The following is a 25,356-nucleotide window of genomic DNA, read 5'->3' as shown; positions in this document are numbered from 1 at the left end:
TACTGTGCGCCCTGTCGCCGTGTCGCGGCGATCGTGGATCACCCGGCTGAGCGGTCGCCGATAGCGCGGTCGACGATCACCTCCACCAGTTCAGCGGCTTTTTTTTCGTCGAAAATGCCCGGGAGGGTGAGGCGTTCGAGGATCAGCCAGTTGAGGGCGAGGTAGAGCATGAGGACGGTGTCCTCGTCGCCGGGGAGGCCGGAGCCGAGGTGGTTGCTGATGTTGAAGTCGATGTCGGCGCGGACTCGCTCGGTGAGCAGGGCCTGGAGTTCGGGGCGGCGGGTGGCTTCCAGGCGGAGTTCCAGGACGGCCAGGTAGCCGGTGCGGAAGTGGGTGACCCGGTTCACCACTTCGGTCATGAGTTCGGTGATGGTTTCGCGGGTGCCCAGGCCGTGGAGTTTGGCCATGGTCTCCTCGCTGGGGATGAGGCGTTCGTAGTAGCGGTGGCCCACCTGGACGAGCAGCGCGTCGCGGTTGGCGAAGTAGTTGGAGGCGGTGCCCGCGGGGACGCCGGCCTCCTTGTCGACTGCTCGGAAGGTGAGGCCGCGAGCCCCTTCCTTGGCCAGGACCTCGATCGATGCGTCGAGTAGGGCCTGCCTGCGTTCTGGATTCGTGCGAACCACTTGACACCACTCCATTCGTAGTACTACATTTCAAACACTTCACGCATAGTACTACAACTTAGGCGGTAAGCAATGCGAAAGCAGCACGGCACCTTTCCGGCGCAGGGCAACAAGCAGCGTTTCGTGGGCCGTCCCGTGCACCCGCGCACGGTCGCCGCTCCCAAGGGCGGGTGGTCCCGGCACAGCAGGCACGGCGCGCGGTAACCCGCGACCGCACCTGTAGAAAGGACAACCGCGCCCGGCCGATGCCGGAACGTGGCGAAGAATCTCTAGGAGTAGTAGTGCAGAACACCGACGTGATCATCGTGGGCGCGGGCCCGACCGGGCTGATGCTGGCCGCCGAACTGCGTCTGGCGGGCGTGACGCCGCTGGTGCTGGAACGGCAGCCGCAGCCGCGGCATGTGCCGAAGGCCGGTGGACTCGGCGGGCAGGTGCTGGAGCTGCTGCGGTATCGCGGAGTGCTGGATCGATTCGAGGCCGCGTGCACCGATCCGATTCCCGCGCCGCGGTTTCCGTTCGGTGGCGTGCACCTGGACCTCACCCAGCTGCCGGGCAATCCGATGCACGCGCTGCCGCTGCCGCAGCAGCACCTCGAGGAGGTACTCGGGCAGTGGGCGGGCGAACTCGGCGTCGAGATCCAGCGCGGGCACCAGGTGGTGGGCGTGCGTCAGGACGCCGACACGGTCACCGCCGAGGTGAACGGACCGGACGGGACCTACGAGGTGACCGCCGGCTATCTCGTCGCCTGCGACGGCGGCCGCAGCCGCATCCGCGACATCGCCGGAATCCCGTTCCCCGGCAATACCTATCCGGAGGTCAACCGGCTGGCCCAGATCACCGTGCCCGACTCCGTCATCCGGCACGACAACGGCGATCTCGAGGTGCCCGGATACGGCAGGCTGCGGTCGGGCTTCACCCGCACCGAACACGGCCTCTTCGGCCTCGGCGCCTCGCCCACCTCGGAGTCCATGGCCGTCTACACCACCGAGGACGAGACCGAGGATTACGACGACGACGCCCCGCTGACCCTCACCGAAATGCAGGACAGCATCCGCCGCGTCCTCGGCGTCGACCTGCCGGTGACCGACACGCTCCGGTTGTCCCGCTTCACCTTCAAGGCCCGTCAGGCCGAACGCTATCGCGAGGGCCGGATCATGGTCGCCGGCGATGCCGCGCACCTGTTCCCCGCCACCGGCGTGGCCATCAGCGCGGGCATGCTCGACGCGGTCAACCTGGCGTGGAAGCTGGCGGCGGCCGTCGGGGGCTGGGCCCCGGCGGGCCTGCTCGACACCTACCACGAGGAACGCCACTTCGCGGGAGCGCGCACCATGCTGCACACCCGCGCCCAGGTGTCGCTGCGCAGCGGGCACGACCCGGCCGACGAAGCGCTGCGGACGGTGTTCCAGGAACTGCTCACCGACGAGCCCGCGCTGCGCCGGATGGCCGCCCTGCTGGCCGGATCCGATATCCGATACCCGGTGCCGAACCCCAACGGCCACACCCTGACCGGCGCTTTCGTCCCCGACCTCACGCTGCACACCGAGGCGGGAACCAGCAGTGTCGCCGACCTCCTGCACACCGCACGGCCGATCCTGCTGGATCTCGCGGACCGCGCGGACCTGCGCGAGATCGCGCGAAACTGGCAGCACCGCATCGATATTCGCACCGCCAAGACCGGCGACCGGCAGACCGACGCGCTGCTGATCCGCCCCGACGGCCACGTCGCCTGGGCCGCGACGCTCGACGAGCCCGCCGACACCGCGGCGGCCGGACTGCGTGCCGCACTGTCGGCCTGGTTCGGCGAACCCGCGTAGCGGTCGGCCGCCCAACCGGATTCGATGCGGGGTGATCTTCGCCCCGCACCGGATTTCGATTGGCAATCCCCCTCCTCGGCCAGCAAGATTGGCCGGAGACCGCCTGCTGTGGATTCGCGAGACAGGCCGTGGGGTCGGGATGAGGGACGAAGTATGACGAACAGCAACGATCAGTGGCCGAACACGCCCGGCGCGGGCGGCACTCCGCCCGGCGGGACCGGCGGCCACCCCGTGCCGGATCCCCAGTGGGCGCAGCAGACCCAGCTCGGCGCGACCGCGGGCCAATGGGGGCAGCAGCCGCAGGGCGCGACCGGCGATCAGTGGGCGCAGCAACCGCCGCCGCAGGGCGGAACCGACGACCAGTGGGCGCAGCAGACTCAGCTCGGCGCGACCGCCGGTCAGTGGCAGCAGCCGCAGGGTGCGACGGGCGGGCAGTGGCCGCAGCAGGCGCAGCAGGGTGCGACGGGCGGGCAGTGGCCGCAGCAGCCGCAGGCCGGTGCGCCCGGGGAGCAGTGGGGTGCGCAGCAGCCGTATGGAGCCACCGGCGGGCAGTGGCCTACGCAGGCGGGCGGGTATGCGCCGCAAGGGTTTCCGCAGCAGCCGCCGCAGTATCCGGGGCAGCCGTACGGGCAGCAGCCGATGCCGCAGTGGGGGCAGCAGCCGCCGCGGAACACCAATCGCACGGGGCTGATCGTCGCGATCGTGCTCGTGGTGGTGGCGCTGGTGGGCGGCGGTATCGCGGCGGTCGCGCTGACGCGCGGCTCGGATGACGACACCGTCGCCACGGCCACCACGACCACCACCAAACCGGGTAGTTCCGCGCCGAAGACGACCACGCCGTCGACCAAGTCGACCACGGCGGGAGCCTCGCCGGGATTCAAGGGTGTGGTGGTGCCGTCCATGAACATCGCCTACGACGTCCCCAACGGCTGGAGTGTCGCGCAGGCGTCCGAGACCAGCCCGCAGGCGGGAACCACCGGTTCCGCCATCGGTTTCGGCAAGTCGTACGACGGGGCCTACTACTGCCCCGGATCCGCTTACCGCACACTGGCTTTCGTCGTGAAGTCGGATGTGGCCGATCCCGCGGCGGCCGCGACCAAGGTGGCCAAGATCGCCGCGGAGAGCGGGTACTCGGATTCGAGCGGCCGGCAGGTGTCGTCGCCGACCGATATCACCACCACCAGCGGGATCACCGGCAAGATGGTGGAGGGTTCGGGCCCGTGGAAGCCCATGCAGGACGGCTGCACCGCGAACGCCTACGCGGTGTACACCTTCGCGTTCAAGGGACCCCAGGACGTGACGCTGGTGCTGACCATCGAGGCGGACCGGAATGCCTCCGGTGAGCTCACGCCCGATCAGGCCAAGCAGATCATCCAGAGTGTGCGGAAGATCTGAGTAAGTCCGTTATTACGGAGATTCGCCGTCGTGTCGCTCTTTCGAGATGCGGCGCAGAAATTCGGGGTCGTCGTCGGGCCCGATGATGCGGTGTTGCCGGATCGGCGCTGTGCCGGTGCCGGACGGTCGCTGGGGGCCGAAGGCCTTCCAGCACAACATCGCGACGGCTACCACCGCGATGAGTGCCAACAGGTACGTCACGTCGCTCACCTCCTGCCAACGAGGGTAATCCGTTGACGTACCTGCGGCACCGCAGAACAAGAAATAGCGGTTAGGAGCGGGTCGCCTCGGTGGTGAGGGACTTCAGCAGTTGCATGACCTCCGATTCACGGAAGCGGCGGTGGCCGCCCGGTGTGCGGAGTGAGCCGAGTCGCCCGGCGTGCGCCCAGCGGGTGACGGTCTTCGGGTCTACGTGGAACAGGGAAGCCACCTGGCCAGGGGTGAGCAGTGTGTCCTGGCCGTTGACGGAACCCAATACGCGGCTCGCCGCGGTGAACGCAGTCATTCGCAAACCTTTCCGTATCGACAGATCCCTCATCAGTAGCGACATCGTTGCACCGCACCCCCCGAGTGTTCGAACAGTCTCGGTTTGGTAAAGAGGAAGTAATAGACAAAACGGATATCCGTTATGTGTTCGCGGTCACTTTTGACTGGCCAGTAGCGAATATCCAGCGACATTCGGGCGGAGGGCACCGGATATACCCGAATCGGTGTCACCTAGGCTGTTGGCCGTGAGTGACACGACCCAGTCGAACGGTGCGGGGCGACGCCTCGCGAAAAACCTGGCCCTCTACACGGTGGCCCGGCTGGGCCTGGTGGCCGTCCTCGCCGCGATCATCGTCGGCGTCGCCAAGCTGGCCGGCGTGACCGTGCCGATCATCGTCGCGCTGCTGTTCGGCCTGCTCATCGCCATGCCGCTGTCGCTGGTGCTGTTCAAAAAGCTTCGGACGCAAGTCAACAAGGACATCGCCGCCGTCGACGCCAAGCGCCGCGGCGACCGCGAACAGCTCATGAAGCGCCTGCAGGGGGACGACGCGTGAAGCGCTGCGACCGCTCCACGCCGCGCGCCTGGGTCGACAACGCGGTTCGGCTCATCGACGCCGACACCCAGCGCAGCGCCGACACCCACCTGCTGCGCTACCCGCTGCCCGACCACTGGGGCGTGCAGCTGTACCTGAAGGATGAATCCACCCACATCACAGGCAGTCTCAAGCACCGCCTGGCCAGATCGCTGTTCCTCTACGCCATCTGCAACGGCTGGGTCACCGAGGGTACGACCGTGGTGGAAGCCTCCTCCGGCTCGACCGCCATCAGCGAGGCGTACTTCGCGAAACTGCTGGGCCTGGACTTCGTGGCCGTCGTACCGGCCAAGACCTCGCCGGAGAAGATCGCGCTCATCGAGGCGCAGGGCGGGCGCTGCCATCTGGTGGATCGCGCGCCCGACATCTACACCGAGGCAGCGCGTTTGGCGGCCGAGTCGAACGGCCACTACATGGACCAGTTCACGCACGCCGAGCGCGCCACGGACTGGCGCGGCAACAACAACATCGCCGAGTCCATCTTCGAGCAGCTCGCCTTGGAGACGCATCCGGTGCCGGAGTGGATCGTGGTGGGCGCGGGCACCGGCGGCACCAGCGCGACCATCGGCCGCTACATCCGCTACCGGCGGCACGCCACCAGACTGGCCGTGGTGGATCCGGAGAATTCGGCCTTCTACGGCGGATACGAGCTGGCCGACGCCGGCTATCAGACCGGAATGCCTTCGCGGATCGAGGGAATCGGGCGTCCGCGGGTGGAGCCGTCCTTCGTCGGCCAGGTGGTCGACACCATGATCGAGGTGCCCGACGCCGGGTCCATCGCGGCGGCGCGACATGCCTCGCAGGTGCTCGGCCGGCGGGTCGGCGGATCCACCGGCACGAACCTCTGGGGTGCGTTTGCCCTGATTTCCGACATGCTCGCAGATGGCCACACGGGCAGCGTGGTCACGCTACTGTGCGATGGCGGGGACCGTTATGCCGGAACCTATTTCAATGACGAGTGGGTTGCCGGTCAGGGGCTGAGCCTGACGGAACCGGAAGCGGTGCTGGCCGAATTCATCGCTACCGGTCATTGGTCGGCTTAGTTTTCGCACGGCACAGGGGTGGGTCGATTACTTCTGGTCACCCATCCAGTTGTTTGCTGTCAGGTAGCTGCAAGGGTTGAGTCGGGTTCGGATCGCGTCGTACCGAGGTGCTGGTCGAGCGTCCGGACGGTCTTTCGCTGCCTTCCTGGGTGTTAAGGGGGGTAGACGAAACCGGGCGCTCCCGCATGACTGGACGCGTGACCGCCATGGGCTGATCGATGATGGCGCACAAGGTCATCGACCACGATTGCAGGCCCGGAGCGCGCCAGATGTTCACGTGCATCTCGCGAATCGCCAGGGTCTGCGGATCACGCACCAGCTTGGTGGGATTACCCAGATCGCCGGAGACCGAATCGCTGCGCCAGATGAGCGAGAAGTCCGGGCTCTCCAGGCACTTCTCGATGACCTCGAGGGCGCGGTCGTCATCCCGATGCCGGGCCAGCTGCAACCGGAACAGGCTGACGGCGTTCTGCGCCTCACCCATCCAATCCACCAGCACGGTTCGTGAGATCGGGTTGAGGAACAGCCACTCCAGCGCGTTCGCACCCGGCTCGAGCTGGGGGAAGGTGTGCTGGTGTGCGGCATTCGCGGCCAGGATGTCGAAGGCCGCCGACAGGTAGGCCGCCGGTTTCGGCAGCAGTTGCAGGTAGGCCAGATCGGCTTCGGTGGGGTGGTCGGGTTCGACGCGCGGGGCGGGCCCGTCGGCCAGTGTGAGGGCGTACTCGTGTTCGCCCCGGTTCAATTGGAGTGCGCTGCTGAGGGATTCGACGACTCGGCGGGACGGGTTCGCGCCGGCTTCTATCTTGGTGAGGTAGGGGACCGAGAGGTTGGCGAGCCAGGCCAGTTGGGGGCGGGTGAGATTGGCGGTCGTGCGGCGCTGGCGAATGAACTCGCCGAACGTGGGAACTCCGTTCATTAGTTAGCTTGACCTTACTTGTATAGCTGATAAGTACACGCGCGGTTGCCAACTGATACACGCACGGTGGTGCTGGGAGAGGCTGCGCGGTATCCCGTTCTGCTCCAATAGTTTGAAACAACAACAATCCAGGAGTTGAGTTGGGGCAGCATCCGCACTCGGTGATAGGCGCCAATGTGACCGCGGGTCCGTGGGTGGTCACGCCCGAGGCCGAGGCGCAGGTTCACGCCGAGGTCGCCGGCATCATCCACGCGTGGGAACCGGTCGCGGCCGGACGCTACCGCGATCGCGACGGCGACGTCTGGGAGAAGGACGCGCGCGGCTGGCGACTGGTGCTGCAGGCCGGCGTCGAGGTCGAGCCGCACGCGGTGTGGGGCTGGAACGACGGGCACGTCGTCGACTACGCCCCGTTCACCCCCTGCTGACCGTTTCCCGCTGACCGGTTTCCCTGTCGGCGAACATCTTTCCGGTTCTGTCAATTTTTGTTGACGCGCCCGGAGTGTCAACGTAAATTGACACTCATGAGTGAAGCAACAACTCTGGCGGCCGCGGCCGGCAGCCCCGATCCCCAGGTGGGATTGCGGGCCGTGCTGGCTCTCCGCCGGTTGCTCGAGCGGCTCGAGTCCATCCAGGTAGCCAATGCCCGCAGGCAGGGCTGGTCCTGGCAGGCCATCGCGGACGCGCTCGAGGTCAGCCGGCAGGCGGTGCACCAGAAGTACAACCGGAAGGGCGGAATCCGCTGATGTTCGAACGATTCACCAAAGAGGCCAAATTCGCGGTCGTGGTCGCCCAGGAGGAGGCGCGCGAACTGCACGCGCCCTCCATCGGGATCGAACACGTCCTGCTCGGACTACTGGCCGCACCCGGCCACGGCGTGAAAGACGTACTCGCCGAATCCGGACTCACCGTCGACGGCGTACGAGAAGCCTTGGCGCGCAAGCGCGGCGGCGAACCACTCGGCGAAGAGGACGCGGAAGCGCTGCGCTCCATCGGCATCGACCTCGACGCCGTGCGCGAAAGCCTGGAAGCCTCCTTCGGTGAGGACGCCCTCGACCGACCCCCGGCCGAGGACACCCGCCGCGGGTTCTTCCGCAATGCCAAAGGCAAGCCGTGGGGCCATATTCCGTTCACCCGGGAGGCCAAGAAGGTGCTCGAACTGTCGCTGCGGGAGGCGTTGGCGCGTGGCGACAAGACCATCGAGGGCGGGCACATCCTGCTCGGCATCCTGCGCGCCCCCAACGACACGGTCCGGCGGCTGGTCGGTGACGACGCGGCGCTGGCGCGATTGCGGGACGCCACCAACGCGTTTCTCGATCGCGCCGCCTGAGGGCCGGACGGGCCGGTCGGCTCTACGATCGGGGCATGACGCTCCTGATTCGTCTGATAATCACCGGCTTCGCCATCTGGCTGGCCTCGGAATGGGTGGACGGCATCGACATCCGCCCCGACGGCAGCACCTCCGACAAGCTCATCGTCCTCGCGGTCGCCGCGGTGATCTTCACCATTGTGAACGCGCTGGTCAAGCCCATCGTGAAACTGCTGTCACTGCCGTTGGTGATCCTCACCCTCGGCCTGTTCCTGATCGTGATCAATGCCCTCATGCTGTGGCTGACCTCGATCATCACCGAGACCACCAAGTACCAGCTGCACGTCGAGGGTTTCTGGGCGGCGGTCTGGGGCGGCATCATCATCGCCCTGGTGAACTGGGTGCTCGGCGTCCTGGTGCCGGACAACGACTAGCCGATCCGGGGCGGCGCGACCGCCCCGGACCCGGGTCAGGCGAAGACCAGCGCCACCGCTGTCGCGAGCGACCAGACCAGCAGCGCCATACCCGTACCGGCAAGCGCGGGAATCAGATTCGGCCCGCACTTGCCGGTGCGCACCGGCTCATTGGCCTTGATCGCGAGCGGCAGCGCCACCAGGCCCGCCAGCGCCCACGGGGTGACGGTGACGGCCAGCGCGATCGTGGCCAGGAACGGCACCGCCAGCAGCACCAGATGCAGTGTGCGCGTGCGCGTGTCGCCTAGGCGCACCGCGAGGGTGAGCTTGCCCGACACGGTGTCGGTCGGAATGTCGCGCAGGTTGTTGGTCACCAGCACCGCGCTGGAGAACGAACCCACCGCGATCGCCCCCGCGACACCCGCGATATCGATCCGCCCCGCCTGCACGAACTCGGTGCCCAGCACCGCGACCAGACCGAAGAACACGAACACCGCGATCTCACCGAAACCGCTGTAGCCGTACGGATTCCGGCCACCGGTGTAGAACCACGCGCCCGCCAGGCAGGCCGCGCCCACCGCCAGCAGCCACCACGCGCTGGTCGCCACCAGCACCAGGCCCAGCACCGCGCCCACCGCCAGGCAGCCCACCGCCGCATTGCGCACCGCGGCCGGGCTCGCGATCTTCGAACCCACCAGGCGCAGCGGGCCGACGCGCTCGTCATCGGTGCCGCGGATGCCGTCGGAATAGTCGTTGGCGTAGTTCACGCCGATGATCAGGGACAGCGAAAGCAGCAGGCACAGCACCGCTTTCCACCAGTTCACCCCGTCGATCGCGGCGGCGGCCCCCGTCCCCACCAGGACCGGGGCGATAGCGTTCGGCAAGGTGCGCGGCCGAGCGCCCTCGATCCACTGTGCTGCTGTAGCCATGCACCGCAGCCTAGTGCGAGGGTGTGCGGGGGTGCGCGATCAGGATTCGGCGGCGGCCTTGAGCTGCGCCAGGCCCTTCTCGAAATCCTTGCCGACCATCTTGTCCATCGGGATGAGCTTGCCGATCAAGCCCATGAACCCGGTCTGCTGACCGGTCATGCGCCAGGTGACGGCGGTGGAACCGGCGGCGTCCGGGGCGAATTCGAAGGTGACCTGGTTGGTGGCCTTCCAGGGCTTCTCGAAGTGCAGGCGGATGCCGATCCGGTCGGAGGTGGCGGAGGTGATCTCCATATCGCCGCGCCCGGCCTTGCGGTTGCCGTTCCAGAAGTAGCGGGCGCCGATACCGCGGTCGGCTCCGCTGTAGTTGCGTTCCATGGCCGGGTCGATGTCCTCCCAGGGCGACCACTTGCGCCACTGGTGGAAGTCGTCGACGAGCGCCTGAACCTGTGCCGGGTCGGCCTTGATGACCGTGTCCCGGTGAATGTCGAAGTCGGTCATGAAACGAGCTTAGGCCCAGGCAGGCAGCGCTGATAGCGATACCGCACCGACCGGTCCACCGAATCCGGCCGCCGCGCCGCGACTCACCTACGATTGGCGAGGAATGTTTTCGGAAACAAGCAGTCCCGACACCGCCGGGCACCCCCGGCCGACCGCGGGCGATCCGGTACTCGTGGCCCTGCTGGGCGAGGTCGCGCTGCGGCGCGACGGCCTGCTCGCACCCGTACCCGGAACGCGGGCCCGCCTCCTCGTCGCGGCGCTGGCCACCCACCCCGGCCGCAGCCGCAGCGCCCAGACCCTCATCGACGACATCTGGGGCGACACCCCGCCCCGCGCCCCCATGAACGCCCTGCACACCCAGGTCTCCCGGCTGCGCTCGGCGCTACCCGACGGAACCCTGGAAATCGGCCCGGCAGGCTATCGCCTGCTCCTCGCCCCCGACCAGGTCGACCTCGCCTACGCCGCCCAGCTCGAAACTCGAGCGCGCCAAGCGCACCAGGCCGGTGACGACGCCGCAGCTCTCGCCTTGATCGAGACCGCTCGTGCATTGTGGCGCGGTGACCCCGCCGCCGACCTCCCGCCCGGCCCGGTCGCCGACGAGCTGACCACCGTCGCGGCCACCCGCCGCCAGGCGCTCGACACCCTCGAACTCATGGCCCGCGAGACGATCGGCGACCTTACCGGCGCGATCGACCTGGCCCGCGAGGCCGTCGCCACCCAGCCGCTCGACGAGCCCGCCCACGGCACCCTCATGCGCCTGCTCGCGGCAGCGGGCCGGACCAACGAAGCCCTCGACGTCTTCGCTTCGCTACGCACCCGCCTTGTGGACCAACTCGGCGCGGACCCGGGCCCCGCCCTCACCGCAGTCAATACGGCCATCCTGCGCGGCGAACCGATCCCGGGCGCGCCGACCGCACGAATCCGTACCTCGACCCCACCGGGGAGCCCAGCCAGATCCGGTGGCCGCCCCGGAACAGAGCGAACCTCGGACCGAGCCGCGGCCGCCGAGCCAGGTCACGCAGCCGCGCAGAGCCTTTCGGCCACTCCCGAAGCCGGAGCCACCGCCGACGTCCCTCCCCAGGGTCCGAACGCGATGGCGGAATACCCTGCAGGGCAACGCGCCTCGGCCGACGAAGGAAGAACCCCCGGAGCCGGATACGCGGCGGGAATCGAGCATCCGCCCCGGGCCGGGCGCGTGGTCGGGGCCGACGACGCGGCGGGGTCGGGAGTCGGATACTCCGCGAGCGCGGAGAACATGACGGGATCGGGAAACCCGGCGGGGTTCTCGCACCCGGCCAGGGTCGAATACGTGGCAGGGGCCGGGTATGTGGCGGAAGCCGGACAAGCGGCGAGATTCGTGTACGCGGCCGGAGGAGGGGATGCGGCCCAGACCCGCGGCGTGGTGGCCGAGGCGGGGCCGGGACCGGGTGGTTCGGCGAGTTCGGGTGCGGGGCGGTCGTTTCCGAGCGGGCGGGGCGGGCCGGTGGGGATCGGGTTGCGGGTCGCGCCCAATGCGCTGCTGGGGCGGGAAGGCGATCTCGCCGCGCTGGAGGAGTCGCTGCGCAGGTCGCGGGTGACCACCGTGCTCGGGCCGGGCGGGACCGGGAAGACCCGGGTCGCCAATGAGCTCGGGGCTCGGGTGGCCCGGGAGATGCCGGTGACCCTGGTGGAGTTGGCGTCGCTGCGAGCGGATACGAATCCGGCGGCGACGCGGGCCGATATCGAGGCGGCCATCGCGGCGACACTCGGCGTGAGCGAGGTGGGCCGGGATACGAATGTGCTGCGGCCCATGGCCGCTCGCGATATCGGCCAGCGATTGCGGGACGCGCTGGGGGCGCGCGCCATGCTGCTCATCCTCGACAACTGTGAGCATCTCATCGACGCGGTGGCCGAAGTGGTCGCCGATCTGGTGGGCGGCACCGATCGGCTGACCGTGCTGACCACCAGCCGGGCGCCACTGGAGATCACGGCCGAGACCGTGTATCCGTTGCCGCCGTTGGTGATCGACGCCGGCGGATCGCCCGCCACCGATCTGTTCGCGGCGCGGGCGCGCGCGGTGCGGCCCTCGGTACGCCTGGACCCCGACGCGGTGGCGCGGTTGTGCCGGACGCTGGACGGGCTGCCGCTCGCGATCGAGCTGGCCGCCGCCCGCGTGCGAACCATGAGCGTCGAGGAGATCGAAACCCGGCTCGAACACCGATTCGCGTTGCTGCGCAGCGGAGATCGCAGCTCCCCGGAACGGCACCGCACCCTGCACGCCGTCATCGAATGGAGCTGGAACCTGCTGGACAAGGACCAGCGGGTGGCGCTGCGCCGATTGTGCCGGTTCCCAGCGGGATTCACGCTCGCCGCAGCCGAAGCCGTGATCGAGGACCACGAGATACCGGACGCGGCAACGGCTGTCGACGGGCTGGTCGGACAGTCACTGCTCACCGTGCTCGACGACGACCCCGATATCGAAGGCGTGCGCTACCGCATGCTGGAAACCGTCCGTGAGTTCGGTGAGGAGCAACTGGCGCTCACCGGCGAAGCGGACCTGGTGATGGACCGGATGTCGAGATGGGCAACGGATTTCGTACTCGACGTGGCCCGGCGCTACCCGACCTGCGAACAGGTCGGCGTGGTGCGGTCGGTGGCCGCCGAATACGAGAACCTGATCACGGTGCTGCGCCACGCCCTGGATCGGCGCGACATCGGCACGGCCAACGCGGTATTCGCCACCCTGGCCGGACTGTGGGTGATGCGCGGCGCCCATATGGAATTGGTGTCCTGGTCCCCGCGCCTGCTCGCCCTGCCGCCGCAGCGCGGGCCACTGACCAATGAGCAGGCCGACCTGCTGATGTTCGCGCAGCTGCTGCTCGGGCTGCACCTCATGTTCACCGGCGCCGGGCTCCGCGACGCCGCGGTGGTGCGAACCCGGGTGCGGCGCATGCTGTCCCAGGGCGCGCCCCTCACGCCGGTGTTCCGATATCTCGGTGAGCTGACCTCCCGGACCCGCAGCGTCACCCAGGTGGCGCGCAAGCTCGCCGAGGGCGCGCGCTCCGCTGACCCGCGCACCCGGGTGTCCGCCCTGCTGCTGCGCGCGAACATGCGCGAGAACGGGGGCGATGTCTACGGATCCAACCGGGACGCGTTGGAAGCCCTGCGGGTCGAAGGCGCGATCGACCTGTGGGGCACGGCCATGGTGTGCCAGCATCTCGGCAGCATGTACGGACAGTCCGCGCGCTACGCCGAATCCGTCGACTACTACCAGCGCACCATCGACATCATGCTGCAGCTGCGCGCCCACGAGGAAGTCGTGGAAATGCGCAGCTACCTTGCGGTTTCACTGGTCGGCGCCGGAGACACCCGCGCGGCGCGGCACGAACTGGAGGCGACCCTCGGCATGGTCGGACTCGAGCTCGCCGCCGACTACTCCGCCGCGCAGCCCAATCAGCGCCGCGCCACCGTGGTCGCCGGACTGGCGGAAATCGAACTCGCCGAAGGCGATACCGAGGCGGGGCTGGCGCATTTCCGGCAGGTGCTCGCGCTGCTCGACTGGCCGCACGGCGAGGTCGCGCCCGGCCCCGGCGATCTGATGCTCGCCGCCGCCGTGGTGGACGCGTGGGTGCTGTACGGCCGGGCGGCCGAGATGGACAGGGTCGTACGGGAATTGATCGACCTGTCCGTGGCGCGGCTCGCGCAGTACTGGGACCTCCCGCAGATCGGCGCGGTGGCGCTCGCGGTCGGCACCTATCTGCTGGCCATCGGCAAGCGGACCGAGCTGGCTCTGGATCTGCTCGTGCTGGCCCCGAGAGTTTTCGGGCGCCAGGACTATCCGTGCATGCGAATGCCGCGGCATCAGGACCTGCATCGTCCGGTGGTGGGCGCACAGCGCATGACCGACGCGCTGAACGCCGTTGCCCACGTGGGCAGGAAGGCCGCCGCCGCGCGAATCCTGGACGATCTCACCGCGATCCACGCGGACGGCTGGGCCTGAATCAGATCGAATTGCGGATGTAGAGCGCCACGGCGTGGGTGCGGTTGTTGGCGTTCAGCTTTCGCATGGTGTTGGTGATGTGCATCTTCACGGTCGATTCCGCGATGTAGAGCTGGGAGCTCATGATTCGCGTGCTCAGCCCCTGCGACATCAATTCGAGGATCTCGCATTCGCGTTCGGTCAGGCGCGCATCCAGGAGAGCGGTTCCGCCGCAGTGTCCGTGCATGATCGGATCTCCATCCCGTCGAGTGGGTCGTAATGGTTTGGACGGCTGCGGGTTCCGGGCGGTTCCGCCGATGTGACAGGGTTCACAGCGAGGGGCCCGGCTGGTGAATTCCAGCCGGGCCCTTCGATTTTCGAGTTGTCACGCGTGGCGCATGTACGCCCGCACGGTGAGCGGGGCGAAGATGGCGATCACCACGACCGAGCCGAGCAGCGACCAGGCCAGATCCGCGGTGTACGCGCCGTTGTTCATGAGCTCACGGGCGGTGTTGACCATGTAGTAGATCGGGTTGACCTTGTTGATGCCCTGCAGCCAGCCCGGCATGGTGGACACCAGGGCGAACGCGCCGGACATGAAGGTCAGCGGGAACATGATCATCATCGAGATGCCCTGCACGCCGGCGGCCGACTTGCCGGTCACGCCGACCAGCGCCCAGATCCAGCTCACCGCGAACGAGCAGAACACCACCACCAGGCCCGCGACGATGACGGCCAGCACGCCGCCCGCCGGACGGTAGCCCAGCAGCAGGCCGACCACCAGGGTCAGCACCGTCGCCAGGCCGTAGCGCACCACATCGGCGAGCAGTGCGCCCGACAGCGCCGAAATACGGGCGATCGGAAGGGATTTGAAGCGGTCGAAGACGCCCTTGTCCATATCCTCACGCAACTGCGTGCCGGTGACCACCGACGTCAGCACCACGGTCTGCACCAGGATGCCGGGAATCAGGGTGGGCAGATAGTCGTGCATGCTGCCCGAGATCGCGCCGCCGAAGATGTAGGCGAACAGGACGGTGAACAGGATCGGCTGAATCGTGACGTCGAACAGCTGTTCCGGATTGTGCTTGATCTTGAGCAGGCCGCGGTAGGCCATGGTGAGCGAGTTGCGCACCGTCTGCTCGAACGAAACATGGTTGCTTACTTCGGGAATGGGGGCCGCGACGGCCGCCGCGTGGCGGCCCGCCGGTGCGGTGATGGTCGTGGTCATGCCGCGCTCCGTTCGGTGTCGTTCTCGTCGTCCGCGCCGTGGCCGGTGAGCGCGAAGAACACTTCGTCCAGGCTCGGCTTGGCGACGTTGATCTCGTCGATCCGGATGTCGTGCTCGCGCAACCGGATCAGGATGTCGGTGGTGACGGAGGCGTCGGGCAGCGGTGCGGTGATGCGGCCCGCCTCCGGGGTGATGGTGGCCTCGACGACGCGGCCCGCGGAGCGAGACAGGAACTCGCCCACCAGGGTTCGCGCCTGCTCGATCTGCGCCTTGTCGGACAGGGTCAACTGCAGGGCCGAAAGACCAACGGACGCTTTGAGTTCGTCGGAGGTGCCGTCGGCGATGACCTTGCCGCGATCGATGACCGCGATCCGGTCGGCCAGCTGATCGGCCTCGTCCAGGTACTGGGTGGTGAGCAGCACGGTCGAACCCTCGCGCACCAGACGGCGGATGGTCTCCCACATCTGGGCGCGGGTGCGCGGATCCAGACCGGTGGTCGGCTCGTCGAGGAACAGCAGCGGCGGCCGGGCGATCAAACTGGCCGCCAGGTCGAGCCGCCGGCGCATACCCCCGGAGAAGTTCTCCAGCGGTTTCGACGCGGCCTCGGTCAGCCCGAATTCCTCCAGCAGCTCCGCCGACTTGCTGCGCGCATCCGCCTTCGAAAGCCCCAGCAGCCGAGAGAAGATCACCAGATTCTCGGTAGCGGTCAATTTCTCGTCGACGGACGCGTACTGCCCCGTCACCCCGATCAGCGACCGCACCGCGGTAGGTTCGGCCACCACATCGCGTCCGAAGATCCGAGCACTACCCCCATCCGGTCGCAGCAACGTGGCCAGCATCCGAATAGTCGTGGTCTTCCCGGCCCCATTGGGCCCGAGCACGCCGTAGACGGCCCCCCGCGGCACCGCGAGACTGACGCCATCCACCGCCCGCTGCTCCCCGAAGACCTTGACCAAGTCGTTCGCCTCGATAGCGAGTGCCTCAGCAGGTGTGTAAGAAGTCATGCCCAAACCATGCGACCCCCCACTTACACGCCCCTTGCACCGCGATTGCACGCCCCTCTTGCACGAGAAACCCCCACTCTCGGGGGAGGACTCTCAGGGGCTGTCGCCCCCGAACCCCCCGACCAGAATGCGCACCCTGCCCTGGGATTCAGGGCTGAGCCGCAACCATGCGGCGTTGGCCGGACGTGACCTTGCGGGTGTTGGCCGGGCGCGGCCCTGTGGGTGTTGGCCGGGCGCAGCCCTGTTGGGGTTGGCCGGACGTGACCTTGCGGGTGTTGGCCGGACGTGACCTTGCGGGTGTTGGCCGGACGTGACCTTGCGGGTGTTGGCCGGACGCGGCCCTGTGGGGGTTGGCCGGGCTCGGCCTTGTGGGGGTTGGCCGGGCGCAGCCCTATGGGGGTTTGGGGGCTTAGCCCCCTTTTCCCCTCTCACCTCAGTTGGAGGTGCGGGCCAGGAGGTATTCGCGGATCTTGGCGCGGTCGGGTTTGCCGGGGCCGATCAAGGGGAGCTCGTCGAGGACGAGGAGTTCGCGGGGGGCGGCGATGGCGTCGAGGTCGGCGACCACGTGTTTGCGGAGGTCTTCCAAGGTGGGGGCGGTGGAGCCGGGGGAGGGGACCACGGCTACCGCTACTCGCTGGCCGAGGCGCTCGTCCTGGAGGCCGAGGACCACGCATTCGGAGACCGCGGGGTGGTTGATGATGGTGGCTTCGACCACCTGGGGGATGACGAGCAGACCGCCGGTCATGATGGCCTCGTCGAGGCGGCCGGTGATCGTCAGGACGCCGTCGGTGAGGAAACCCGCGTCCTCGGTGCGGAACCAGCCGGGTTCGGCGAAGGCGGGATGGTCGGGGAGACCGCGGTAGCCGTTGGCCAGGGTCGCCCCGCCGAGCATGACGCGGCCGTCCCGGATGCGGATCTCGGTGCCGTTCAAGGGCACGCCCTCGTAGACGCAGCCACCGCAGGTTTCGCTCATACCGTAGGTGCGGACCACGGTGATACCGGCGGCGCGGGCGCGCTCCAGCACGGGTGCGGGGGTGGCCGCGCCACCCACCAGCACCGCGTCGAGCTGCGCGAGCGCCTCGGTGGCCACGGGTTCGTCCAGCGCCTTGATGAGCTGGGTCGGCACCAGCGAGGTGTAGCGGCGTTCGCCGCGCATGCCCGCCACCGCGCTCGCCAGCCCCTGCGGCAGGAAGCCGCCCGACACGTCGAGGACGGTCGGCTCGGTCCCCGCCAGAATGCTGCGCAACAGCACCTGAATACCCGCGATGTGATGCGTCGGCAGCGCCAGCAGCCACTGCCCCGGCCCGCCGAGCCGCTCGTGCGTGGCGTCCCCGCTGGCCCGCAGCGCGGACGCGGAAAGCATGGCGCCCTTGGGGATTCCGGTGGTGCCGGAGGTGGTGACGACCAGCGCCACATCCTCGTCGATGGGTTCGCCGGGCCCCAGGCTGCTGCTCAGCCGCTTCGCCTCACGGCGGTCCGCGCTGGGCACGGGCAGCCAGGCGGGCCCGTTGCCGTCCAAGGCTTCCCGGAGATGCGGCATTACGTCACCCAGTCCGGAGCCGGTGGGCATGGGGAGTGTGCGGAGGGTGCTGCTGCTCACGTTCGCGATCGTGTCATGTCGTCGGGTGGCGGCGCACGAATGGGGGTCGGCGCCCGGGTCGATGGTGGTCGGTGCGGTCAGTCGGACGTCGGTGTCGCCAGCGGCCAGCCACCGGCTGCGAGCCGGGAGGCCACCCGAGCGATATCGTCCTCGCCGGGCTGCTCCTTGGCAACTCGGGCAATGGCCGCCGCGATGTCGGCGCGTGCGATGTCACCGCTGGCGACGCGGTCGCTCACCAGTTGTTCCACCACCAGGTGCACCTCGTAGTCGGTGAGCCTGCGGTGCAGGACCGCGAGCAGCGCGACATAGTCCGATTGCGGAATACCCTGCGGATATCCGGCTTTCAGCCAGTCCAGCACCTTCTGCAGGACGTTGCTCCAGGACTGCGGAGGTTTGGTCGCGTCGGGGCGTTCCGCCGGCGAAGGCGATTCCGGAGAGCTCATGGGCGTGCCTTTCGGTACGGCGGCGTCACGCGCCGAGCAAATGTATGCCGAGTCGGGAGGCGAGGAAGCCGCGTGCGATGAAGAGCACACCGACCACCACCGCGATCATGACTACTCCGAAACACATGGCGGACAATGCCATAGAGACCGCTCGGTCTGAACCGGTCGCTCCGTCGTCGATCCGGGCGCGATACCGGATCCCCAGCGCGAAGATGGTCGGCAGACCCGCACCGAACAGCAGCGCCGCCAGCGTGACCTGCCACAGGTCTTCCAGATTGGACAAGAACGTCTGCATGCCCCTGGCTCCTAGCCGATTCCGTTGCTGACGGCCTTGCCGTCCTGGTGGACCTGCTGCGCCGTACCCGATTCCCCGGCCGCCGCGCCCTTCCAGTCGTCGTTCACATTGTGCGAGTTGACCGCACTGCGCTTGGAGCGCAACCAGATCAGCGCGGCCGCGGCGATCAGCAGCGCGAACACCACCAGCACGCCGGCCGTCCCGCCGATGGCGTGCAGCAGCGCCCAGCACACCGCGCCCACCACGCCCGCCATGGGCAGGGTGAGGATCCAGGCCACGACCATGCGGCCCAGTACCGCCCAGCGCACCTCCGCGCCCGGCCGGCCCAGCCCCGAACCGAGGATCGAGCCGGTGACGGTCTGCGTGGTCGACAGCGGCAGGCCGAAGTGCGCCGAGGTGAGAATGATCGCCGCCGAGGTGGATTCGGCCGCGAAACCCTGCGGCGGCGCGATGTCCACCAGGCCCTTGCCCAGCGTGCGGATGATCCGCCAGCCGCCCAGGCAGGTGCCCAGGGCGATGGCCACGGCGCAGGACACGATCACCCACAGCGGCAGTGGATCACTGGCCTTGGCCGATCCGTGCGCGATGAGCGCCAGGAAGATGATGCCCATGGTCTTCTGCGCGTCGTTGGTGCCGTGTGCCAGCGAGACCAGCGAGGCGGAACCGATCTGCCCCCACCGGAATCCGTGCTCCACGGTCTTCTCGTTGCTGCCGCGCGTGATCCGGTAGACCACCCACGAGCCGATGGCCGCCACCAGCGCGGCGACCACCGGCGCCAGCAGCGCCGGAATGATGATCTTGGCGAGCACACCCTTGTGGCCCGAGGTCCAGATGACGCCGCTCCAGCCCAGCGCGGCGATGGTCGCACCGATGAGACCGCCGAACAGCGCGTGCGAGGAACTCGACGGCAGGCCCAGCAGCCAGGTGAACAGATTCCACAGGATGCCGCCCACCAGACCCGCGAACACGATGTCGAGCAGTGCTTTACCGCTCACCTCGGACAGGTCGACGATGCCCTCGGCCACCGTCGCGGCGACGGCGACGCTGAGGAACGCGCCGACCAGGTTCAGGAATCCGGAGAGGAGTACGGCCGTACGCGGGGGGAGCGCACCCGTAGCGATCGAGGTGGCCATCGCGTTCGCGGTGTCGTGGAATCCGTTGGTGAAATCGAATGCCAGGGCCGTGAGAACAACGATCAGCAGAACAAGCAGTTCGGCAGACACGCGTCCAGTCTGCGCTACGCCATTAACGATTCGTTAACCGGTGCCCCGCGCGCCGTCACACTGCTGTTCGTGCTAGGGCTTCCGCGTGTCGCGGCGCAGGGGGTGTTCGGCGGGAACCTGGACCAGCACAATCGGCGTCCCATCGGGGTCTTTCACCCACATTTCGATGAGTCCCCACGGCTCCTGTCTCGGCGCCCGGTCTATTGGCACTCCCTTGACGGCCAGCTCCGCGGCGGCGTCCCCGCAATCGCGCACCTGCAACCAGAGGGCCCCCGCGAAGCCGGCGGGGGCGGCGTCCGCGCGTCCGTGCGCGGCCACCTCGACCAGTGACTGCCCGGCGAAGAACACGGTCCCGCCCGGATACTCGCGGGCGATGGCCAGGCCCAGGTCGTCCCGATAGAACTCCAGCGTCCGTTCGTAGTCGACCGGACGCAGGATCACGCGACTGCCGAGAATGTCCATGTGGAGACCTTTCCACGTCACGCGGGGGCTCGGGGGTGAAGTCCCCGAGCGTCCCGAGAGCTGGGAACTCAGAAGTAGTACGGGTACGGCTTCCAGTCGGGCTCGCGCTTTTCCAGGAAGGCGTCGCGGCCTTCGACGGCCTCGTCGGTCATGTAGGCCAGGCGGGTGGCCTCACCGGCGAAGAGCTGCTGGCCCACCAGGCCGTCGTCGGAGAGGTTGAAGGCGTACTTCAGCATCCGGATGGCCTGCGGCGACTTGCCGAGAATGTCGGCCGTCCACTCCAGGGCCACGTTCTCCAGCTCGGCGTGGTCCACGACCGCGTTGACCGCGCCCATGGCGTGCATCTCCTCGGCGGTGTAGGGCCGTCCGAGGAAGAAGATCTCGCGAGCGAACTTCTGCCCCACCATCTTCGCGAGGTAGGCGCTGCCGTACCCGCCGTCGAAGCTGCCCACGTCGGCGTCGGTCTGCTTGAACCGCGCGTGCTCGCGCGAGGCGAGAGTGAGATCACAGGTGACGTGCAGGCTGTGCCCGCCGCCCGCGGCCCACCCGTTCACGAGTGCGATGACGACCTTGGGCATGAAGCGGATGAGCCGCTGCACTTCCAGGATGTGCAGGCGCCCGGCGCGGGCCTGGTCGACAGTGTCGGCGGTGTCGCCGCTGGCGTACTGGTAGCCGCTGCGGCCGCGGATGCGCTGATCGCCGCCGGAGCAGAAGGCCCAGCCGCCGTCCTTGGGGCTCGGCCCGTTTCCGGTGAGCAGGACCGCGCCCACGTCGGAGGTCATGCGGGCGTGATCGAGCGCACGGTACAGCTCGTCGACCGTGTGCGGCCGGAAAGCGTTGCGCACCTCCGGCCGATCGAAGGCGATGCGGACGGTCCCCTGATCGATGTGGCGGTGGTAGGTGATGTCGGTCAGATTCTCGAACCCGGGGACGGGTCGCCAGAGCGCTGCATTGAAGGTCACGAGCTCGAACATAGTGGTAGGGCGTGCGCCACAGTCACTGCGACTTGGATGTGTTTGCCTTCGGCGCGCGCGAAATGCGTTCGCGGGAACGCACATGTCGTCGTGGCCCGGAAGTTGCCGAACTGGGCAGTCGGATTTTTGCGATATCGCCGGTCAGTGAACATCGCGAATCTGAAACGCTGCCAACCGATTGCGGAGGCTTTACAGTGCTGTTGCTGTGTAGGCAGTCGTAGCCACCACGGCACCGTGTGCGCGGGGACACAGGTGCGTATAGTTGCGTGCGCTCGTTCATCGAAAAACTATCCGGAGGAACCTGAAAGTGGTTGCAGCACTGTCTGAATCCCTGCTCGATGACGCCAAGCGTCCGGCTTTCCTGGCCGACGCCCAGGAGGTTCTGGACGCGGAGGTGTCGGGCAAGGGCGGCGCGTCGGGCCTCGCCGTGAAGGGTGGCTACGCCGCGATCAAGAAGGTCAGCCCGACCATCGTGGGCGACGCGCTGTCGTCCTTCGCCCCCAAGCTGGTCGAGAAGCTGGAGCCGTTCTGGGCCGAGTACCAGGCTTCCGGCGCGGCCGGCTCGTTCGGCGAGCTGCTGGCGTCCAAGCAGGACGAGGTCTCCGAGGCCCTGCTCTCGGTCACCGACGCGCGCGCCGAGGCGTCCTCGCGTCCAGCTCTCACGAAGGTGTACAACTCCCTGCGCGGTTCGGCCAAGAAGAATGTGGCCGAAGCGCTTCCGCGCGTCGGCGACCTGATCCAGCGCCACGCCTGACCGCCTCTCCGCGCCTTTTGCGCGTGGCTGAGAGCCGCTGACCGCCGTGCACGCGTGCCGGCGGTTTGCGGCGAAACCGATTTCGGGGGTACCCGGCGAGTTACCCGGATCTCGCGAAATCAGTTGTCGCCGTGATATTTCGACGGTGGGTTCGCGGCCCCTGGGGGCCGCGAACCGGCCGCTTGGTTATCCGGCGGCCTTGCCCACTCGCCAGTAGCCGGTGAAAGTGATGTCCGCCTTGGGGATCTGGCGGTCGTTCACCAGGTGGCGGCGCACGCCGGCGACCAGGGACTGCTCACCGGCGAGGAAGGCGTAGACGCCGGTGGCTGGGAGATCGGCCGCGCGGGCGGCAGCCGCTGCGGCAGCGCCGATTTCGCCGTGCGCGTCCTCGCGAACCACCCAATTCACCTGAACCCCTTCGGGTTCGCCCAGTTCCTGCTTGTCCTCCGCGTGCGGAATCTCGATGAACGCGGCACCCTTCAGATCGCGCGGAGCGGACTGCAGTGTTCCGGCGATGGCGGGCAGGGCGCTCTCGTCGCCCACCAGCAGGGTGAAGGTGGCGTGCTCGGGCAGCTGGTACATGATGCCCTCGTCCAGCAGGCCGATCTTGCTGCCGGGGGTGGCGTTGTTGGCCCAGGCCGAGGCCGGGCTGTCGTCACCGTGCGACACGAAGTCGATGTCGATCTCCGCGGTGCTGCCGAACTCCCCGAAACCGGCGGCACGATAGTCGCGCACGGTGTAGTTGCGCACGACCGGACGGTGTTCCTTGCCCATCATGAGGTACTGCGCATACCAGCCGAGGCTGCTCGACGAGGTCGGCAGTTTCAGGCCGCCGTCCTTGCCCGGCATGAACAAGCGGAACCACTGGTCGAACCCCATCGCGGTGAAACCCGCCAGGCCCTCGCCGCCGATGGTGACCCGGACGAAGTTCGGGCTGATTCGCTTGGAGGCCAGAACTTCCGCGGTGAGGATCTCCCGATGTTCGGGCTTGACATATTTGCTGCGCTTCGCCATGGGCTTAGGTTAGCAAAGCCTAACCTGCGGTGATAGCCGTAGAGCGGGTGTGAGCAGGGTGACGCAGCACGATGATCGACTGTCTGAGAGGCTGGAGGCGTGAACCCTTCGACAGCACAGGCGCGAGTCGTCGTCGACGAACTCGCACGCGGGGGAGTGCGGGACGTCGTCCTGTGCCCGGGCTCCCGAAATGCTCCGCTGGCCTTCGCATTACAGGCCGCCGACGCCGCCGGCCGCATCCGCCTGCACATGCGCATCGATGAACGCAGCGCCGGATTCCTCGCCATCGGCCTCGCCGCTGCGAGCGGCCGGCCCGTCCCGGTGGTCATGACCTCCGGCACAGCTGTCGCCAATCTCGGCCCCGCCGTCCTCGAAGCCAACTACGCGCGCATGCCGTTGATCGTGCTCAGCGCCAACCGGCCCTACGAGATGCTCGGCACCGGCGCCAACCAGACCGTCGAACAGTTCGGCCTGTTCGGCAGCCAGGTGCGCGCGGCCATCAGCCTCGGCCTCGCCGAGGACGAACCGGGCGATCACCTCTACAGCACACAGAACAGCGTGTGGCGCTCGGCTGTCTGCCGCGTGCTGGCCGCCGCGCGCGGCACCCGCTCCGGCAACGCCGGGCCCGTGCACTTCGACATCCCGCTGCGCGAACCGCTCGTACCCGACGCCACCGCCGGGGATCTGCTGCCGCCCGGCCGCGCCGAGGACCGGCCGTGGACCGCGACCCAGTACGCCACCCTCGACGTGCCGCTCGATATCGACCTCACCCCCGACACCGTGGTCATCTCCGGCCACGGCGCGGGCCACCGGCCCGAACTCGCGGCCCTGCCCACCGTCGCCGAACCCACCGCGCCCATGCACGGCCCGGCGCTGCATCCGCTCGCGCTCGCCCTGCTGAAACCCAAGCAGGCCATCATCACCGGACGGCCCACCCTGCACCGGCAGGTGTCCAAGGTGCTCGCCGATCCGGAGGTCACCGTGTACGCGCTGACCACCGGCCCGCGCTGGCCCGATGTGTCCGGCAATGTGGTCGGCACGGGCACGCGCGCGGTCACCTACGGCGCGCCCCGGCCGGAATGGCTGGACCTGTGCCGCGATCTCAACGAGAAGGCGTGCGGTGTCGTGCGCGCCGAACTCTCCGGGCATCCCAAGACCACCGGCCTGCACGTGGCCACGGTCGTGATGGACGCGCTGCGCGAAGGCGACCAGCTGCTGCTGGGCGCGTCCAATCCGGTGCGGGACGCCGCGCTCATCTCGAGCCCGAAACCCGGTGTGCGCGTACTGTCCAACCGCGGCGTGGCCGGTATCGACGGCACCGTGTCGGCGGCGGTCGGCGCGGCCCTCACCCATCCCGGGCGCACCATCTCCCTGATGGGCGACCTCACCTTCCTGCACGACGCGTCCGGCCTGCTCATCGGCCCGGGGGAACCGCGGCCGGAGGATCTCACCATCGTGGTCGCCAATGACGACGGCGGCGGCATCTTCGAACTACTCGAACAGGGCGATCCGCAGTACGCGGGCGTCTTCGAGCGCGTCTTCGGCACGCCGCACGGCATGGACCTCGCCGCGCTGTGCGCCGCCTACCGTGTCCCGCACCGCCAGGTGGATCCCGCCGAACTCGCGCGGGAACTCGCCGACCACGCGCACGGCATCCGGGTGCTCGAGGTGGCCACCGAACGCTCCAGCCTGCGCGAGCTGCACGCCACCGTCCGCTCCAATATCGCGAACTAGCCCACCCGTCAGCACGCTGGGATGACGGGTGGGATTCGTCCTAGCCCCCCGCGCTCTCGTCGTAGTCGTCGTCCAGCGGGACGGGGATGGCCTGCTCGATCAGGTCGGCTTCGCTTGCGGTCCAGCCGTTGTCGCCCTCGGGCAGGGGCGTGAGCTCGGAATCGGAGCCGGCGGGCTCTTCCGGATCGGGATAGGCCGGGGTGTGCTGCTCGACGAGATCGGCCTCGGGTACCGCGTCGATGCTGGGCTCGGTCATCGTGTGCTCCTCTCCGCCGGATCGGCCAGGGGCCGTGTGCAGTCGGTGCACTTCCGAGCATGCCCCCTGATCTACTCGCCGTCCAGCGGCCCAGGATCGGCGGGATGCTCGACCAGCGCCAGCACCCTGCCCGCCAGGAAGCGCGCGGTGCGCACCGCCGTGCCCGTCCTGGTCACTTCACTGACCTCGACCACCCCGCGTGCGATGCGCACCTCGACCTTGCGGCCGGCGCGGGATGCGGTCACCTCGTAGTTGCGAGACCCGTCGCCGGTATCGACGACAATCTCCACTCGATCACCCTTCATCTTCCAATTCTTCTCCTCACCAGCGGTTTTCGCCGCTAACAAGTCGGTGTCGACCGGTCGGTGCACGTGCATTCGCGCGATCGGCGATGA

Annotated in this window: 30 protein-coding genes; 12 read left to right on the top strand and 18 right to left on the bottom strand. The window is 68.3% G+C overall.

Features of this window, described 5'->3' with window-relative positions:
* Positions 1-38: 38 nt before the first annotated feature.
* Positions 39-623 carry a TetR/AcrR family transcriptional regulator gene (locus tag JK358_RS14840; protein WP_307817521.1) on the bottom strand — a complete coding sequence of 195 codons (585 nt, stop codon included), beginning with the start codon at positions 621-623 and terminating at the stop codon, positions 39-41.
* A 72-nt stretch (positions 624-695) separates the two neighbouring features.
* On the opposite strand from JK358_RS14840, the gene JK358_RS40005 reads away from it, so the two are divergent.
* From JK358_RS40005 to JK358_RS14830, 3 genes are all read left to right on the top strand, one after another.
* Positions 696-827 carry a hypothetical protein gene (locus JK358_RS40005; protein ID WP_269811813.1) on the top strand — a complete coding sequence of 44 codons (132 nt, stop codon included), beginning with the start codon at positions 696-698 and terminating at the stop codon, positions 825-827.
* Between the two features lie 77 nt (positions 828-904).
* Positions 905-2,437, top strand: a complete 1,533-nt coding sequence (locus tag JK358_RS14835; protein WP_201947950.1) for an FAD-dependent monooxygenase — start codon at positions 905-907, stop codon at positions 2,435-2,437.
* A gap of 153 nt (positions 2,438-2,590) precedes the next feature.
* Positions 2,591-3,832 (top strand): DUF8017 domain-containing protein, encoded by a 1,242-nt coding sequence (locus JK358_RS14830; protein ID WP_201947948.1) that lies wholly within the window; start codon positions 2,591-2,593, stop codon positions 3,830-3,832.
* Positions 3,833-3,844: 12 nt separating this feature from the next.
* Here the strand turns inward: JK358_RS14830 and JK358_RS14825 are convergent, their stop codons facing one another.
* Both JK358_RS14825 and JK358_RS14820 read right to left on the bottom strand, forming a co-directional pair.
* Entirely contained in the window at positions 3,845-4,033 is a 189-nt protein-coding gene (locus JK358_RS14825; protein WP_201947946.1) for a hypothetical protein, read from the bottom strand.
* Positions 4,034-4,103: 70 nt separating this feature from the next.
* Positions 4,104-4,337 carry a BldC family transcriptional regulator gene (locus JK358_RS14820; protein ID WP_201947943.1) on the bottom strand — a complete coding sequence of 78 codons (234 nt, stop codon included), beginning with the start codon at positions 4,335-4,337 and terminating at the stop codon, positions 4,104-4,106.
* Between the two features lie 226 nt (positions 4,338-4,563).
* On the opposite strand from JK358_RS14820, the gene JK358_RS14815 reads away from it, so the two are divergent.
* Positions 4,564-4,872: a DUF4229 domain-containing protein gene (locus tag JK358_RS14815; protein ID WP_201947940.1), complete on the top strand. Its 309-nt coding sequence runs from the start codon at positions 4,564-4,566 to the stop codon at positions 4,870-4,872.
* Complete coding sequence (gene cds1, locus JK358_RS14810) at positions 4,869-5,954, top strand: L-cysteine desulfhydrase Cds1 (protein WP_201947937.1); 1,086 nt, start codon at positions 4,869-4,871, stop codon at positions 5,952-5,954. Before JK358_RS14815 ends, cds1 begins: the two co-directional genes overlap by 4 nt.
* Positions 5,955-5,991: 37 nt before the next feature.
* Here cds1 and JK358_RS14805 read toward each other — a convergent pair whose 3' ends face one another.
* On the bottom strand, positions 5,992-6,870 hold the full coding sequence (locus JK358_RS14805; RefSeq protein WP_201947935.1) for an MmyB family transcriptional regulator: 879 nt from the start codon (positions 6,868-6,870) through the stop codon (positions 5,992-5,994).
* 176 nt (positions 6,871-7,046) lie between these two features.
* Here JK358_RS14805 and JK358_RS14800 point away from each other — a divergent pair, with 176 nt between their 5' ends.
* From JK358_RS14800 to JK358_RS14785, 4 genes are all read left to right on the top strand, one after another.
* Complete coding sequence (locus JK358_RS14800; protein ID WP_201947933.1) at positions 7,047-7,295, top strand: hypothetical protein; 249 nt, start codon at positions 7,047-7,049, stop codon at positions 7,293-7,295.
* 96 nt (positions 7,296-7,391) lie between these two features.
* A complete protein-coding gene (locus JK358_RS14795) occupies positions 7,392-7,613 on the top strand; it encodes a helix-turn-helix domain-containing protein (RefSeq protein WP_201947930.1) in 222 nt (73 codons plus the stop codon).
* Entirely contained in the window at positions 7,613-8,197 is a 585-nt protein-coding gene (locus tag JK358_RS14790) for a Clp protease N-terminal domain-containing protein (protein ID WP_201947928.1), read from the top strand. Before JK358_RS14795 ends, JK358_RS14790 begins: the two co-directional genes overlap by 1 nt.
* A 35-nt stretch (positions 8,198-8,232) precedes the next feature.
* On the top strand, positions 8,233-8,610 hold the full coding sequence (locus tag JK358_RS14785; protein ID WP_201947926.1) for a phage holin family protein: 378 nt from the start codon (positions 8,233-8,235) through the stop codon (positions 8,608-8,610).
* Positions 8,611-8,645: 35 nt separating this feature from the next.
* Here JK358_RS14785 and JK358_RS14780 read toward each other — a convergent pair whose 3' ends face one another.
* The gene (locus tag JK358_RS14780; RefSeq protein WP_201947923.1) at positions 8,646-9,518 is read right to left on the bottom strand and encodes a 1,4-dihydroxy-2-naphthoate polyprenyltransferase; all 873 of its coding nucleotides are present in this window, start codon (positions 9,516-9,518) and stop codon (positions 8,646-8,648) included.
* Between the two features lie 39 nt (positions 9,519-9,557).
* Positions 9,558-10,016, bottom strand: coding sequence for an SRPBCC family protein (locus JK358_RS14775; protein WP_201947921.1), 459 nt, complete (start codon positions 10,014-10,016; stop codon positions 9,558-9,560).
* A 103-nt stretch (positions 10,017-10,119) separates the two neighbouring features.
* Between JK358_RS14775 and JK358_RS14770 the strand changes: the two genes are divergently transcribed.
* Entirely contained in the window at positions 10,120-13,995 is a 3,876-nt protein-coding gene (locus tag JK358_RS14770; RefSeq protein WP_201947918.1) for an AfsR/SARP family transcriptional regulator, read from the top strand.
* A gap of 1 nt (position 13,996) precedes the next feature.
* Here JK358_RS14770 and JK358_RS14765 read toward each other — a convergent pair whose 3' ends face one another.
* The 9 genes from JK358_RS14765 to JK358_RS14725 all read right to left on the bottom strand — a co-directional run bounded on the left by JK358_RS14765 (position 13,997) and on the right by JK358_RS14725 (position 21,191).
* The gene (locus JK358_RS14765; protein WP_201947916.1) at positions 13,997-14,221 is read right to left on the bottom strand and encodes a LuxR C-terminal-related transcriptional regulator; all 225 of its coding nucleotides are present in this window, start codon (positions 14,219-14,221) and stop codon (positions 13,997-13,999) included.
* 138 nt (positions 14,222-14,359) lie between these two features.
* The gene (locus JK358_RS14760) at positions 14,360-15,202 is read right to left on the bottom strand and encodes an ABC transporter permease (RefSeq protein WP_201947914.1); all 843 of its coding nucleotides are present in this window, start codon (positions 15,200-15,202) and stop codon (positions 14,360-14,362) included.
* The gene (locus JK358_RS14755) at positions 15,199-16,206 is read right to left on the bottom strand and encodes an ATP-binding cassette domain-containing protein (protein ID WP_201947911.1); all 1,008 of its coding nucleotides are present in this window, start codon (positions 16,204-16,206) and stop codon (positions 15,199-15,201) included. The genes JK358_RS14760 and JK358_RS14755 overlap by 4 nt, the downstream gene beginning before the upstream one ends.
* A gap of 433 nt (positions 16,207-16,639) precedes the next feature.
* On the bottom strand, positions 16,640-17,776 hold the full coding sequence (menE, locus tag JK358_RS14750) for an o-succinylbenzoate--CoA ligase (protein WP_201948388.1): 1,137 nt from the start codon (positions 17,774-17,776) through the stop codon (positions 16,640-16,642).
* A 107-nt stretch (positions 17,777-17,883) separates the two neighbouring features.
* Positions 17,884-18,249 carry a DUF3349 domain-containing protein gene (locus JK358_RS14745; RefSeq protein ID WP_201947909.1) on the bottom strand — a complete coding sequence of 122 codons (366 nt, stop codon included), beginning with the start codon at positions 18,247-18,249 and terminating at the stop codon, positions 17,884-17,886.
* Between the two features lie 25 nt (positions 18,250-18,274).
* Positions 18,275-18,544, bottom strand: a complete 270-nt coding sequence (locus JK358_RS14740; protein WP_201947907.1) for a hypothetical protein — start codon at positions 18,542-18,544, stop codon at positions 18,275-18,277.
* Between the two features lie 11 nt (positions 18,545-18,555).
* Positions 18,556-19,767 (bottom strand): inorganic phosphate transporter, encoded by a 1,212-nt coding sequence (locus JK358_RS14735; protein ID WP_201947904.1) that lies wholly within the window; start codon positions 19,765-19,767, stop codon positions 18,556-18,558.
* 72 nt (positions 19,768-19,839) lie between these two features.
* A complete protein-coding gene (locus JK358_RS14730; protein WP_201947901.1) occupies positions 19,840-20,229 on the bottom strand; it encodes a VOC family protein in 390 nt (129 codons plus the stop codon).
* Between the two features lie 68 nt (positions 20,230-20,297).
* Positions 20,298-21,191, bottom strand: a complete 894-nt coding sequence (locus JK358_RS14725; RefSeq protein ID WP_201947899.1) for a 1,4-dihydroxy-2-naphthoyl-CoA synthase — start codon at positions 21,189-21,191, stop codon at positions 20,298-20,300.
* A gap of 319 nt (positions 21,192-21,510) precedes the next feature.
* On the opposite strand from JK358_RS14725, the gene JK358_RS14720 reads away from it, so the two are divergent.
* Complete coding sequence (locus tag JK358_RS14720) at positions 21,511-21,957, top strand: DUF6918 family protein (RefSeq protein ID WP_201947897.1); 447 nt, start codon at positions 21,511-21,513, stop codon at positions 21,955-21,957.
* 186 nt (positions 21,958-22,143) lie between these two features.
* Here the strand turns inward: JK358_RS14720 and JK358_RS14715 are convergent, their stop codons facing one another.
* Positions 22,144-22,971 carry a siderophore-interacting protein gene (locus tag JK358_RS14715; RefSeq protein ID WP_201947893.1) on the bottom strand — a complete coding sequence of 276 codons (828 nt, stop codon included), beginning with the start codon at positions 22,969-22,971 and terminating at the stop codon, positions 22,144-22,146.
* Positions 22,972-23,070: 99 nt separating this feature from the next.
* Here JK358_RS14715 and menD point away from each other — a divergent pair, with 99 nt between their 5' ends.
* Complete coding sequence (menD, locus tag JK358_RS14710; protein ID WP_201947890.1) at positions 23,071-24,705, top strand: 2-succinyl-5-enolpyruvyl-6-hydroxy-3-cyclohexene-1-carboxylic-acid synthase; 1,635 nt, start codon at positions 23,071-23,073, stop codon at positions 24,703-24,705.
* 40 nt (positions 24,706-24,745) lie between these two features.
* On the opposite strand, the gene JK358_RS14705 is transcribed toward menD, so the two are convergent.
* On the bottom strand, positions 24,746-24,961 hold the full coding sequence (locus JK358_RS14705; RefSeq protein WP_201947888.1) for an Rv3202a family protein: 216 nt from the start codon (positions 24,959-24,961) through the stop codon (positions 24,746-24,748).
* Between the two features lie 71 nt (positions 24,962-25,032).
* Positions 25,033-25,266: a DUF8836 family protein gene (locus tag JK358_RS14700; RefSeq protein ID WP_201947886.1), complete on the bottom strand. Its 234-nt coding sequence runs from the start codon at positions 25,264-25,266 to the stop codon at positions 25,033-25,035.
* Positions 25,267-25,356: the final 90 nt, after the last annotated feature.

It is taken from the genome of Nocardia acididurans (assembly GCF_016741815.1).
Lineage (GTDB): Bacteria > Actinomycetota > Actinomycetes > Mycobacteriales > Mycobacteriaceae > Nocardia > Nocardia acididurans.
This window is presented reverse-complemented; position numbering and strand designations above follow the sequence as displayed.

Bases quoted from the DNA above. Each gene is read 5' to 3' on its own strand.
- JK358_RS40005 (WP_269811813.1), top strand. From the start codon at position 696: ATGCGAAAGCAGCACGGCACCTTTCCGGCGCAGGGCAACAAGCAGCGT.
- JK358_RS14830 (WP_201947948.1), top strand. From the start codon at position 2,591: ATGACGAACAGCAACGATCAGTGGCCGAACACGCCCGGCGCGGGCGGC.
- JK358_RS14820 (WP_201947943.1), bottom strand. From the start codon at position 4,337: ATGACTGCGTTCACCGCGGCGAGCCGCGTATTGGGTTCCGTCAACGGC.
- JK358_RS14805 (WP_201947935.1), bottom strand. From the start codon at position 6,870: ATGAACGGAGTTCCCACGTTCGGCGAGTTCATTCGCCAGCGCCGCACG.
- JK358_RS14795 (WP_201947930.1), top strand. From the start codon at position 7,392: ATGAGTGAAGCAACAACTCTGGCGGCCGCGGCCGGCAGCCCCGATCCC.
- JK358_RS14790 (WP_201947928.1), top strand. From the start codon at position 7,613: ATGTTCGAACGATTCACCAAAGAGGCCAAATTCGCGGTCGTGGTCGCC.
- JK358_RS14785 (WP_201947926.1), top strand. From the start codon at position 8,233: ATGACGCTCCTGATTCGTCTGATAATCACCGGCTTCGCCATCTGGCTG.
- JK358_RS14780 (WP_201947923.1), bottom strand. From the start codon at position 9,518: ATGGCTACAGCAGCACAGTGGATCGAGGGCGCTCGGCCGCGCACCTTG.
- JK358_RS14775 (WP_201947921.1), bottom strand. From the start codon at position 10,016: ATGACCGACTTCGACATTCACCGGGACACGGTCATCAAGGCCGACCCG.
- JK358_RS14770 (WP_201947918.1), top strand. From the start codon at position 10,120: ATGTTTTCGGAAACAAGCAGTCCCGACACCGCCGGGCACCCCCGGCCG.
- JK358_RS14765 (WP_201947916.1), bottom strand. From the start codon at position 14,221: ATGCACGGACACTGCGGCGGAACCGCTCTCCTGGATGCGCGCCTGACC.
- JK358_RS14760 (WP_201947914.1), bottom strand. From the start codon at position 15,202: ATGACCACGACCATCACCGCACCGGCGGGCCGCCACGCGGCGGCCGTC.
- JK358_RS14755 (WP_201947911.1), bottom strand. From the start codon at position 16,206: ATGACTTCTTACACACCTGCTGAGGCACTCGCTATCGAGGCGAACGAC.
- menE (WP_201948388.1), bottom strand. From the start codon at position 17,776: ATGCCCACCGGCTCCGGACTGGGTGACGTAATGCCGCATCTCCGGGAA.
- JK358_RS14745 (WP_201947909.1), bottom strand. From the start codon at position 18,249: ATGAGCTCTCCGGAATCGCCTTCGCCGGCGGAACGCCCCGACGCGACC.
- JK358_RS14740 (WP_201947907.1), bottom strand. From the start codon at position 18,544: ATGCAGACGTTCTTGTCCAATCTGGAAGACCTGTGGCAGGTCACGCTG.
- JK358_RS14730 (WP_201947901.1), bottom strand. From the start codon at position 20,229: ATGGACATTCTCGGCAGTCGCGTGATCCTGCGTCCGGTCGACTACGAA.
- JK358_RS14715 (WP_201947893.1), bottom strand. From the start codon at position 22,971: ATGGCGAAGCGCAGCAAATATGTCAAGCCCGAACATCGGGAGATCCTC.
- JK358_RS14705 (WP_201947888.1), bottom strand. From the start codon at position 24,961: ATGACCGAGCCCAGCATCGACGCGGTACCCGAGGCCGATCTCGTCGAG.
- JK358_RS14700 (WP_201947886.1), bottom strand. From the start codon at position 25,266: ATGAAGGGTGATCGAGTGGAGATTGTCGTCGATACCGGCGACGGGTCT.